Below are 12955 nucleotides of genomic sequence, written 5' to 3'. Positions count from 1 at the left end.
TTCCTAAAGCATGAAAAAGGCCATGATTAGTAAAAATCATAGCCTTAAGTATTGTATTCGATTACCTGTTTAAATTACGATATTGTCCAGGTGTTACACCTACTATTTTCTTGAACTTCCGGGTAAAATTCGCAACATCCAAATAACCTACTTGAACGACGATTTCTTTAATTGGCTTATCTGTTTCCCTTAATTGTCTCTTTATATCTTCCATGCGGAGATCTTGTAAATATTGCGTAAACGTAACACCCGTTTGTCCTTTTATAAAGCGACTAAGATACGATACAGATAGTTGAAATTCAAGCGCAATATTTTCCAAAGAAAGCTCATACATATTATAGTTGTCTCTAATATAAGCCAAAACATCATTTCGCAGTTTATCATTATGGCTTTCTTTCTTGCCATTAACCTCTTCACATATCGTTAAAACTAACTCGTGCAGCTGTTTGTGCAATTGTTCTATCGAATTAAAATCTGCTATTGCATTAAAATCCTGGATGTCTTTACTCAATTCCATTTCAGAAATTGTTTTCACAATTGCATTGATAATATCAAAACAGATGCATTTTAACACCTGGATAGACAGATCTTTATTAGCCAGATTTGTAAACATGTTACTTAATGTTTCAGCAGCGACAATCTGGTCCCCTTGCTTTAAACTTTGGACAAGCTTCATTTGTTCTTCTATCGGATATCCAAGTGACTGTTCCGGCTGTATACTGATTTCCTCAAAATAGATGATGCAGCCTTGTAGCTTTGCAAATTTATATTCCATTGTTGCAAGGGCTTCAATATAGGATCGGTTTATCAGGTTTTTTTCTTCGTAAAGCCCACCCACCCCAATAGTAGGATCAAAAAGGCAAGTTTCATGAATATACTGCTGAATCCGCGGCACAAGCTTTTGACGTTCTTTGTTAGCATCTTTTGTTACTTGATCCATACTTACAATTAGTGCCATAGCATCATTGTAAACCAAATCAATGCCATGTGCCGTGGCGTTTTCCAGCGAAATATTCGATAAGGTGTTAAAAACCTTTTCCCTTTCTTCCAAATTATCCTCTATAAAGGTTCCTTTTTCAAAATATACGATCGTCACAAAGTAGTGCCCATCCTTCATTTGAATATTTAACGAATGCAGCAAGGAATTTATTTCTTTTCCATCACTAATATTACCTTTTAATAGTTTCACTAAAAATTGATCCCTGGCAAAAGGTTTTTGCATAAACATCGTTTCATTCAAAATCTGATGGTCTTCAAATACATGTGTAATCGTCTTGCAAATGGTCTCTAATTCATTTCCGTCTTCCAGATCACCCGTTTTCTTTCTGCCCATGCTTGTTATTTCAAACAGGTTTTGAATTGGCTTATATTGATTTTTCCCAAGTATTACAGCTAATACAAAGCCAACAATTAAAAGGACAATTAACATGGCAAAGATCAATATCGTCGTATTGTTTAGAAGTTTAAAAAATTGCTCATCCTCCATCAACGTTAAAAACTTCCAGCCACTTAGCTCCGATTTAACAGACACAAGTGAATAATCTTTTCCATTTAATTTAATATTATTAACCCCGTAGTTATCTAAAGAAAGTGACTCTAAATCTTCTTCACTAATTGGTTCATCATTAATGGCAGATGCAATAGTCTGATTATTTTCATTGAAAATATAGACATTACCTTCAGTTTCACCTAATATGTTTTGAATCAAATCTGTCATCGTCGATTCCTCTATAAAATACATAACTGTACCATAAGGCTGAGGATTGTTTGGAGCTATCGGAAATAAATAAGCAATCATATTCTCATGTTTATAATTGTAATCATTCTTAATCACTACATTGTTAACAGGCTTTATGAATGGTATTTTCGTATGCAAATCACTAATAAGATCTCCTTTTCCCCATTCACCAAACCGATATTTTTTTTGTATTAAAGCATCAATAGTAAATGAACCGCTAGTGGAATATATTGTCTCATCATCATGATAATAAACAAATAGTTCTTCAATGATTGAACTGTTTGCTTTATATTTTTTTAATTCATCAATTGCTTCTCCACTGTAATATCCATGACTGATCATATAAGGAGTAAGCCTTGGATCATATGAAATTCTTGCTGCAAGAGTTTCTAATTCTTTCATTCGCTCGTTTGTTAGTTTTTCTACCTGTTCTAGTTTATTTATATTTGATTGTTCAATTTCCTGACGCAGGCTGGATACAGAATTATAATAAATAATAGTGCTCATGATAAGAAAAGGAACAAGAAAAACAAGTAGATAGGAGACGATATATTTATATAATAGTCGAGATTTAATTCTATTACGAAACACATTCCTCCCCCCTATATCTCAGTATAAAATAGTTACTTTTTAAGTTAGTCTCTTTTCCTCTAGTTGAACACACGCTCGATATGAAAACCAAGCAAGTGGATAAGCAATAATGGAGGATCCTGCAAAAAAAAGAAGAATTGGTAGAAATCTAAAAAGATAAAATAATAGAATAAGACAAATGATCATCGCAATCGTTTCCAACGGACGAGCAAGTGCAATAAAAAGCGATTGTTTAAAATACAAGTGAAACTTTAGTTCATAACGAACAAATACAAGAAAGAAATACATTACTGTAAGAAAATACAGGAAAATAATAATTAGTAAAAAAAGATGAACGTAAAATGATTGAATGTACTGTTCTGAAATGTTCATATCAATATAGAAAAATATCCCTAACCCAATCAATATAATTCCCAGACTATTCGATTTAAAAAACTGAGTTTTATATACGATATAAAACTTCCTGAATATTGGAATATCAAAATCTCCTTCAAACCACGTATGTATCACGGAGAACAGTGCAGCCGTTGCTGGCGATATTCCAAATACCCCCAAGCCAAGTAATGAAAATATGATCCACAGGAAGTGAAGATACATTATTTTAGCTAACCAATTCCCTATATCATACACCCATTTAAAAATACCATTTAAAGTTGTCATATCAGTCACTTCCCCATCTCGAGAATGCGCTACCATTTTTTTTGTTAATAGTTTAAAGACAGAGAGTTTAAAAGAAACCGACTAATTTGTCGATTTCTTTTAATATTGTACTATCATTTTCTGAAGCTTATTTCATCAAAGTGATCATTTACACCCGGTAGTTGTCCTTATTTGCACTTATTATATCACAAATTTGGTTTTTCTCTTTCTTTTTGTCACCTCAAAAATTGAAATGATTAATCTTTTTCAGTATATAATTTCAACCTCATCTGGACGGTAAACAGAAGTGATATTCCCCTTTTTATCTGTGGCAAACATAACCGTTCTTTCAGCTTTAAGCTGAAAGGTATATGTTCTATTTGATTCATGATCCTTAATTTCAACATGGGTATCCCCCGCAAATTCGGAAACAAATATAAATAAAGAACCATTTTCAAAAGAGAGTTTTCTCCCGTAATTACCTGGCATATCACCTTTTTGCCAATCCAGCTGATCCTGTACTCCTGCCTTTTCTATAACATATTCGTATAAAGCGATGATTGCCTCACTTCTTTCATTTAGTTCGACGGGTAATGAACACCAGATAATTTCACCTTTCCCGTATGAAAATTCCTTTATTGCCGTTGAATTTCGCTCAGGGCTCAAAACCTCTTTCATTGCTTCAGCAATTCGTTCTCCGCCAAATGAAACTGGATAATGTTTTTTATTTATTTCAAGCATTTCCTCGCGCAGGATATTTTCAATGCTAGTAGCTCCAATGATATCGGTCATTCGTCCTGTTTCGTGCCAATATTCATCTAAGTTTATAGGTCCTGTAAAAAATAGTGTTATACCTTGTTCTTTTACAACTTCCAAAATGCTAGTGAGTGAACTACTGTTAAAATTGTGTGGACTCGGAACAACCACTAGCTTTGGCGGTTCGTTTTTTAATGCTTCAAGATGATATTCACTTAATGCACGAAAAGGTATATTCATCTCATAAGCCAAAGTTCTCGTAAGCTTCATTGTTGCATCTAATGCTAGTCTGCGATTTGAGAATTCATTTGAATATGGGAAAACTACAGCTATTTCTTCCAGTTCCCTGCCTTTGAATAAATCTCGTGTATCATTTATAAACGCACCAAAATCATAAGAAACATTTGCTTCAGGCTTTTCGGTACCGTCAGCTCGAATTGCCCCGATATTTGATTCATTAATGTTATTCATATAGTAGTTTGTGTTCCAGAGCCATTGTACAGCGCCAGCTCCACCTGTCGAAAAGGAATAAGCATATTTTCTTTCCAGAATGTTGCGTAATTCTTCTTCACTCCTTTTTGCTTGATTATTTGGGTTTTCTACATACATAATTCCCGTTTCCTGAATCAGGTTTGGCTTAGTAGGAGTTTTCGTGAATATTCCATCCCAGACTAATTGATCGAGCAGCCACCATGAATGGTTCGTTGTATAATCAACCGCATCACAATAAAATAACGGTGATGGACGCTGTGAGCCAAGTGCTTCATCCTGTCCAACCGTAACAAGTTGATTTGGCGCTAACCGCTTAATGGGTTCTGTAAGCACTTTTGCCCATTTATTATGCATATCCATCGTATACAACGTATAATCAAGCCATTTTAAGCCTTTTTTCCCCAAAGACATATCTTTTATTCCAAGATTGATCTCACTCGGTTCAGGTGGTTCAACCGCATCAAAGGATGACAATTCCTGTTCCGTCATGTTCCATTTTTCCTGTAGTTCACGAATGGAACCATGACGTTTCCTAAGCCATTCTCTATATGCTTTACGATCATACTTATCATGACATGACCTAGGGCCTGAGAATGTGCGGCTCGGATCAAACAATGAAGGCTCATTAATTAAATCCCATTGAATATTAGTCGTTTCTGTATGCCTTGAAACGATTGACGTAATAAAACGTTTTTGCGCCTCAACACTTCGTGGGTCAAGGTATGGATTTTCTCCTTCCCATGTTTCCGGTGTAAAGGAAAAGAAAGTAAACGTTACTTCAAGATCGTGTTTTTTCGCACATAGGATAAAAGCATCAATGGAACGCAGCACATTTTCATCCACATGACCATCGACAAACATCATGTTGCGCCATCCAGTCCAAATCCCTGTACGAATATAATTTATACCTGCACGCTTCATTTGTGCCATATCCCGATCCCAAATATAAGGGTTAGGTAAGAATAAAAAGTAACGAGCAACATCTGATGTCATATACGTCATACCAACAATTGGCATTGGGCGTCCATCTTTTTGAAAATAGTCCCGATCACATGTTAATGGAACACCTTTTGTTAATAGTGTCTTATCCATTCCCCAGAAACCTTGATGAAGAATTCTTGTTTCTCCTTTGCTTGATACAGCATGACATGTTAGTTCATACAATCCTGGCATAATATCTATTGGAAAAATAAAGGAAAGGACATTCAATTGTTGGGAAGCTTTTACGATTTCTGTATTAGAAAAGACTTCTTGTTTATTCTTTTTAACAGTAAATGTCAATGTCCATTCTGTTGTTTCACTTTTAAACGACTGCAATAGATAGGTTACTTTTGGACGTTCCCCTTCATCATACGTTGCATAGTTCATTTTCAACCACATTTCAGTTACTCCATTTGTTACAAACAAAACTAATTCCTCGATAACCTTTGCGCCCTTTTCTGTCCAAAATTGTTCATTAACCTTCTGATTAATGAAGAGCCAGCGTCCTCCGGTGAATTTCCCTTTTGTATTTTCAATTAGGACACCAGGGGCTGCTACTTCACGCCCGCTCTTTGAAATACCTTTAAGCAACGGATAAATACGCGCATCCATCGGACCTACTGAACCCATTTCGGCCTCAATTGAACTGGATTTTGTCACATGCAGCACAAAGTTGCTGGTATCCGCAATTGGAAATAGATCCTCTTTACCGGAGAACACAGGAATATCCTCATTATGCTGCAAAGAAGCAATCGGTTCGGATTTAACATGCAATGCTTCATGAATATTTAATTGCTGATGGTAAGCTGTTTGCACACGTTCCCTTTCCCAATTGCCATTCGCCATATAACAAGGAATCCGAAATGGAATTCCGCCAATATGTACGATTCCTTTGCCGCTTTTAAGATGATCATATATTGCTTGCCAAGCACTTTTCGGAAAATAGGAACCATGCATATTTATAAAACAGTCCACTTCACTATTTGCTAAAATCCCCTTCAAAGATAGAGCATCTGCAACGATTATTTCTTGGTTAAAGTTTCCAAAAAAAGATCTGTTCGGTCTGTGACCATCTATAGGGAAACTAGAATCATAGAAAATAACGATGTTACCCATAAATAATAACCCCCATATTAACTTAATGTAATCTTTGTAATGACAGGACTCATGCTTAAAGCTTGTCATGCGTCTTAATCTATAATAAAAATCTCAATAACGGGTATAAGTACACCTGGTTTTTGGACAGGAAGTTCTAAAACAATTGAATCAATATCAATTTTTGTTTCTGTACTTGTGATGACTTCTTCAGGATCAAATTCTCTAAAATGGACCTCTGATGCATCATTTAGAAGCTGAGCATATTGTACTTTTCCAGCTAAACCTTTTAAATGAAGATGACGGAATGGCCATGAGTAAATATGGAGGTACAAGCGATTACCATTTTTCGTATAGCGACAGTCAAGCGGTGGCTTGTATTCACTATGCTTTGCTCCATATATCGAACGAGAGTGCAATCTCATCCATTCGCCAATTTCCTGTAATCGCTCTATAGAACGGCCATCAAACTCCCCTCGTCCATTTGGCCCTACATTCATAAGAAAATTTCCACTTTTTGAGACAGTATCAATTAACATTTTGAGCAGCATTTCAGTAGATTTCCAGTCAAGATTATCACGGTGATAGCCCCATGTTCCATTCATTGTCTGGCATGCTTCCCAAATGACTGGATGTCCATCTTTTTCGACAGGTTCCTTTGGCTGGTACTGTTCTGGAGTTATAACACCTTGATTTAAATCTAGGCGGTCATTGATGAGAATATCAGGCTGAAGATCTAGCACCATCTTTTCCAGCTTCTTAGACTGCCAATCATTCTCCCCTTTCCCTTTTTCCCATCCCCAGTCACGGTGTGGATAAGAAAAATCGAACCAAATATAATCGATTTTTCCGTAATTCGTTAATAATTCCCTAACCTGACCATGCATAAAATCAACATACTTATCCATATTACGATCAGTATTTTCTTTTTTGAAATCTTCATCATCTCGTTGCGGGTGCAACCCATCAATTGTAAACTCTGGATGATACCAATCTATTAATGAATGATAGAGTCCAACTTTTAAACCCTCTTCACGGAAAGCATCAATTATTTCTCGTAATAGATCTCGTTTTATTGGTGTATTGGTCACCTTATAATCACTGAGTTTCGTATCCCATAAGGCAAAGCCTTCATGATGTTTTGTCGTTATAACAAAATATTTCATACCTGCTTGTTTAGCTGCACTAGCCCATTCCTTGGCATTTAACAAATCTGGTTCAAAATGTTCAAAATACTTGCGGTATGTATCCGGGAGTATTCTTTCGTGTGTCATTACCCATTCATGACGAGCTGCCGGCGAATAGAGTCCAAAATGGATAAATAACCCGATGCGGTCATGAAGAAACCATTCAGGGTCCCCATATTTGTAATGCCAATTTGCATATTTTATCTCTTTTGATACTTTACTCATTTTTATAAACCTCCAATAATTTCAAAGTTTCAAATTTCAGTTTATCCGTCCATGCACTAACCAAATGGACTAAACATTTCTTATAAATAGTTCCTGCCTATAATATCTATTGGATGCTTACCTGTAAATATGTAAAATAAGCAGCGATATGTAAGCCTTTACAAAAAAGAATTCATTTTCTTCAAAACCACTTATATGCACCTATTTATAGTAAGCTGATTTATGTTCTAACCATAAATTTTCAGAAAACATGAATTGTAACATTTAAGAGAAAAACGATAGATTTATTCTTTAAAGAAAGAATAGTATTTTAGACATTTGGAAAAAAGTTGGGTATTCATCACTCTGTGGTTGCTCAATAGTAAAACACTTTAATAACGATCAGTTATGTTATAGATTTTAGTGATCGACCAGAGATTCCCTGCCATACCATAGTAATTGTAGTGATGACCTCTCTGTATTTGGTTTATCTTATCAACTTGATCTTTGTTGACTAATGTCTGATAGTACGAGGGAGGTACATCTTGAATTTTATTTATACTTCGTTTAAACCTCGTCTCTGCTCTAGCTTTTTCAACCTCTTCTGATAATAAGCTTCTTCTTTCTATTTCTACAGCAAGTTCAATTGCCTTATCCCGTTTGATACTTAACTCAGAAGCTTGCACTTTGTATTGTTCAACTAAATTCTTACTTTCGTTTGTTAGATTAGTATTTTCAATTTCGAAAATTATTTCATCAATTTCTTCCCATGCGGATTGCATCAATTAACTCTTTACTTCTTACAGAATCATTCGTTAGTAATGACTCAAGAGTATACGAATCACTCGATCTAGCATTTACCCTTATTTAAATGGCATTGTTATGAGGAAGTAAGCTTTCTTTTTACATAATCTCGGACCCTTGTGCCGTAACTTTAATATAACTTAGTCCTAAAAACCCTACAGAACAAGTCCCAAGGCGACTTACAATAATAACAATTAATAATTTATTTGAAATATTTAAATTCCCTAGTAATTTCAATATAATTCTCCTTTTAATAGATCGGTTTTCGAAAACCTTTTTAGGCTTTGTATACTATATTTAAGTAATTAATATTAGAAAAATTAATAAGTAAACTAAAACTCCCGAATTTACTCATTTTCATATTGATATTAATTAAAGATACTAAAAAAGTTGCCATTTTGTTGGCAACTCAAAAGAGTACTTATGTTAATTCATATTCTTCCAGACTTTTGCGAATTTTTCTATCCCCTGATCTGTTAATTGATGCTTCGATAGTTGTTCAATAACTGAATATGGAACCGTCGCAATATCAGCACCTGCTAAAGCTACACGTGTTACGTGAACAGGATATCGAACGGAAGCTGCAATTATTTGGGAGTCGATGTTATGGACGCGGAAGAGTTCAGCAATTTTTGATACTAATCGAACAACATCTCCCGAAATATCATCTAATCTTCCTAAAAAAGGTGAAACGAATGTTGCTCCAGCTCTAGCAGCTAAAAGCGCTTGATTTACTGTAACGATAAGGGTTACATTTGTTTTAAACCCCCATGAAACAGAAAACCGATTGAGGCACGTGAAAACATACTACAACAGGATTTTCCTACGTTCAAATTGAATGAAAAATGGGTGGGCGATATCACCTATATTCACACATTACGTGATAAAAAAATCATCGGATATTTTTTCTCTCGTTCCATGACGACTGAACTAGTTTTACAGGCTTTAAACAAAGCTATTTCTATCCAACAGCCGAAGTGAGGCAGCTAAACCCCTTATTTAGATATACCGTAGTTGCTTTTATATCAGTAATTATTTTTCGGAAAAATGGTATCTTTATCCTCAAATTCAACCTAATAAATTAAATTTAAAAAATCTTCTTTTTCTATATTTCCGAAGTATTTCTTCACATCAATATTATTAAGTGCGGTATCAAGATCAGCACGTTCATAACGCGTCCCATTCAAAGCTCTTTCAATCTCTTCAACGTCACCCACTCCAAAAAAGTCACCATAAACTTTACACGTTACAATGATCCCTTTTTGAACCTCAAGACGAACATCGATATGACCAATAGGGAATCGATGTGAGTGTTGGTAATTGAATGTAGGTGATTTTCCATAATTCCAATCCCAATTTTGATAACGCTTCTCTGAAATTTCGTTTATTTTTTTCCAATCATCTTCTTTTAGGTCATAGGTTGGAATCGTGTCTTCTCCCTCAAAAATATAACGGAGTAATAGTTCTCTAAACTGTTCAATTGAGATTTTTTCATCTAAATACTCACTAATATTAGCTACCCGGCTTCTGATTGATTTAATCCCTTTTGATTCAATCTTGTCTTTCCTTACTTTTAATGCGGAAACAACACTTTCTATTTCTGAATTAAATAGTAGTGTCCCATGAGAAAACATTCGTCCTCTTGTAGAAAATTGCGCATTACCCGAAATCTTTCGTCCATCGGCTGCAATGAGATCATTTCTACCACTCATTTCAGCCTTAACACCAAGTTTTTCAAGTGCTTGAACAACTGGTTCCGTAAATTTCTTGAAATTATGAAAGCTTTCACCAACATCTTTTGTAATAAAACTAAAATTCAAATTTCCTTTATCATGGTAAACCGCTCCACCACCAGAAAGCCTTCTAACAACATGGATATTTTGTTCCTCAACATAAGATGTATTTATTTCTTCAATTGTATTTTGATTTTTCCCTATGATGATTGATGGTTCGTTTATGTAAAATAATAAATACGATTCATTTGGGTCTAAATGTTTGACTGCATACTCCTCAATCGCTAAGTTGATTTGTGGGTCTGTTATTCCTTGATTGTCGATAAAAAGCATGTAATTTCCTCCTTATTGATCGCTCCACTCAAATCCAGAGCTTGCAAGGACAACTTGTCCTTTGAAATACTCTCTGGCTTCCTTGACTAAAATATCATGTTCACCGAAATGTGGTAAATGTGTTAATAATAATTGCTTGGTATTAGCAGCTTCGGCAAGATATCCAGCCTCTTTACTATTCATATGACCGCTATTTTTCCCATCTTGATTACCATACAGGCTAGCTTCAGCAACGAGAAGATCAGCACCTTGAGAAAAATCGATAAAGGACTCTTGAAAGCTTGAATCTGCTGTATAAACAATGGTTGTTTGCTGATCTGTGATCCGCATTGCAAAGCAAGGTACAGGGTGTATTGTTCGTAAAAATGATATCGTAAAAGGTCCTATTGTTATGGTTTGAGCAGGATTATATTCGATTCCCTTTGTAGCTGTTTTATATGTTAGCTTGTTAAAACCCTCTCTGTCTAAAGAATGACCATAGATGGGTAATGTTTTCGTTGTCCCTTTTAAAATGGATGTGACATGGCGACCAAATTGTAATGGACCAATATCTGCAATATGGTCATGATGATAATGAGATAAAATGACTGCATCTAGTTCATCTACTTCAATCGTCTCTTGTAGCTTTGATAAAACAGCACTTCCACAATCAACTAAGAGCTTAAATCCATTCGATTCCAGCAAATATCCAGAAGTCGCTTCATTGACTGCAGGAAATCCTCCCCAATAACCAATTACCTTTAGTTTCATGTGCTTAACATCCCTTTCAAATTCCTCATTAACTTCATCATTGTCAATATCCCCATTATACTAAAGTCCTATGACGATTACACGTGAACTAGCTTTAAAGCAATACTAATCATAAGCGGAGATTTCCAAATAATAAAGTTGTTACAAAACAGTCGTTGACACTTTCAAACTGTTATAATACAATGAAGATATCAACCGAGATGGGGGGGAACCATTTGATGATGAAAATAACTGAATTTTTCAGAAACTTGCCAAAAAAGCAATGCACAGAATGTGGTAATGCAATTGAAGAGCAGCATGAATGCTACGGTAATACTTGCAATGAGTGCCTTCATGTAACAAAGATTTAAGAACCACAGCCCTCATATCTTTCTGTACAGTCTGTACTAATACACGCTATAAAATATAAAAAAGCTTGAGGCAATTTACATCCTGCCTCAAGCTTTAATTGTAAGTCTGTTTTCGCAAAGATTGTTGTTTTCCGTACAAAGATATCTTCGTGCTCTTTTCGCTAAATTACTCTGATATCCCTTTGGACATAGCTTCATTTTAGATCATAAAAATCCAAAAGCCGATTTTTATTACTAGAGCAACAAACTTTTAGAAAAGAGCCTATTGTACTTCATAGACCTCAAATATTTTTTAAATATTGTATTATCAAATTTTGTGCTATATTATGGTATTTTTCTAGCTCACTTAATCCAAATCCAAAAATATTCATTATTTCTTACGTTGTGGCACCAATCATTATACTTGATATTAATATTAACGCTCACCACTTACCCAATGATCCGGAGTACTTAAAGTAGCTGGTAATTTTGTGTTGATATCTCCTTTTGCCGAATTAATTTGTGCTTGAGTAAGAAAGATACTTCCTATGAGGTTCGCACCACTTAAATCTGCGTCTCTAAAGTCAGCACCAATCAAATCAGTCTTTCTCATATCAGCATCTCTGAGGTCAGATGCTATAAACAAAGCTCCTCTTAAGTTAGCTCCCTTTAGATCTGCTGCTCTTAATTTTGCACCGATAAGGTCACTTCCCCTACCTATTTTGCTGATTCCTTTTTTACCTCCCTTGTCTGAAACTTTCGCACGTACTAGTTCACTTGTGCGTAGAAGTAAATCATTTACGGTCGCTCTATGTGCAGGTACATTAAGGTCTATAATTGCTTTTGGACTTAGCTTGGTTAGCCGTTCCGTTTCTTCTAGGGCAAACTGTAAATCACTATAAATAGGCTGAGTAGCTTTTAAATTAAGTGCTTCATTTAAATAACAAAGCATTTCATGTAGTTGTTGCATAATAGGAAATACATCAAACATTTCCTTCGCTGATTCTGGGTTATCTCGCCAATCGTTTCCATCAAACGTAACTTGTGAAACTTTTTGACCTGCACCGAAGCATTCATATACTGTACAGCCACGAAATCCGCTTTTTCTTAGATCTTTATGTATGCTACAACGATAGTCTGATTGTAAGTTTTGACAGGGAGTACCTCCATCTTTATCAAATGCAAAGTCAGCAGATTTTGCATAAGGCAAGGCTACACAGCATAAACCAAAACAACTTTCACAGTCTGCACGTAAAGGATTAACATTATTATTGTTATTCGTTAATTGCTTCGACACTACTTTCACTTCCTTGGTTGAAAAAT

Annotated in this window: 9 protein-coding genes and 2 pseudogenes; 2 read left to right on the top strand and 9 right to left on the bottom strand. The window is 35.3% G+C overall.

Translation table 11 applies throughout. The features are described from left to right. Positions 1 to 61 precede the first annotated feature (61 nt). The 6 genes and pseudogenes from AC6CHR_RS16110 to AC6CHR_RS16085 all read right to left on the bottom strand — a co-directional run. Positions 62 to 2329 (bottom strand): helix-turn-helix domain-containing protein, encoded by a 2268-nt coding sequence (locus AC6CHR_RS16110; RefSeq protein ID WP_498250016.1) that lies wholly within the window; start codon positions 2327 to 2329, stop codon positions 62 to 64. Between the two features lie 39 nt (positions 2330 to 2368). Next, complete coding sequence (locus tag AC6CHR_RS16105) at positions 2369 to 2989, bottom strand: YesL family protein (RefSeq protein WP_498250015.1); 621 nt, start codon at positions 2987 to 2989, stop codon at positions 2369 to 2371. Positions 2990 to 3235: 246 nt separating this feature from the next. Continuing rightward, positions 3236 to 6313 (bottom strand): beta-galactosidase, encoded by a 3078-nt coding sequence (locus AC6CHR_RS16100; RefSeq protein ID WP_498250014.1) that lies wholly within the window; start codon positions 6311 to 6313, stop codon positions 3236 to 3238. 74 nt (positions 6314 to 6387) lie between these two features. Next, positions 6388 to 7704, bottom strand: coding sequence for an alpha-L-fucosidase (locus AC6CHR_RS16095; protein ID WP_498250013.1), 1317 nt, complete (start codon positions 7702 to 7704; stop codon positions 6388 to 6390). A 371-nt stretch (positions 7705 to 8075) separates the two neighbouring features. Continuing rightward, positions 8076 to 8465, bottom strand: a complete 390-nt coding sequence (locus tag AC6CHR_RS16090; RefSeq protein ID WP_498250012.1) for a hypothetical protein — start codon at positions 8463 to 8465, stop codon at positions 8076 to 8078. Positions 8466 to 8913: 448 nt separating this feature from the next. Further along, positions 8914 to 9255: pseudogene (locus tag AC6CHR_RS16085) on the bottom strand (transaldolase family protein); the annotation flags it as partial. A gap of 6 nt (positions 9256 to 9261) precedes the next feature. Here AC6CHR_RS16085 and AC6CHR_RS16080 point away from each other — a divergent pair. Next, positions 9262 to 9462, top strand: a pseudogene (locus tag AC6CHR_RS16080) (IS3-like element ISCb3 family transposase); the annotation flags it as partial. Between the two features lie 98 nt (positions 9463 to 9560). On the opposite strand, the gene lplA reads toward AC6CHR_RS16080, so the two are convergent. Beyond that, positions 9561 to 10553 carry a lipoate--protein ligase gene (gene lplA / locus AC6CHR_RS16075; protein ID WP_498250011.1) on the bottom strand — a complete coding sequence of 331 codons (993 nt, stop codon included), beginning with the start codon at positions 10551 to 10553 and terminating at the stop codon, positions 9561 to 9563. 12 nt (positions 10554 to 10565) lie between these two features. Further along, complete coding sequence (locus tag AC6CHR_RS16070; protein ID WP_498250010.1) at positions 10566 to 11303, bottom strand: MBL fold metallo-hydrolase; 738 nt, start codon at positions 11301 to 11303, stop codon at positions 10566 to 10568. A gap of 215 nt (positions 11304 to 11518) precedes the next feature. Here AC6CHR_RS16070 and yhfH point away from each other — a divergent pair, with 215 nt between their 5' ends. Next, positions 11519 to 11653: a protein YhfH gene (yhfH, locus tag AC6CHR_RS16065; protein WP_498250009.1), complete on the top strand. Its 135-nt coding sequence runs from the start codon at positions 11519 to 11521 to the stop codon at positions 11651 to 11653. A gap of 415 nt (positions 11654 to 12068) precedes the next feature. Here yhfH and AC6CHR_RS16060 read toward each other — a convergent pair whose 3' ends face one another. Next, the gene (locus tag AC6CHR_RS16060; protein WP_498250008.1) at positions 12069 to 12929 is read right to left on the bottom strand and encodes a pentapeptide repeat-containing protein; all 861 of its coding nucleotides are present in this window, start codon (positions 12927 to 12929) and stop codon (positions 12069 to 12071) included. Positions 12930 to 12955: the final 26 nt, after the last annotated feature.

This window comes from Metabacillus sp. GQ13, assembly GCF_059758525.1.
Note: the sequence above shows the minus strand (reverse complement) of the source record. Positions and strands in the feature narration are given on the sequence as shown.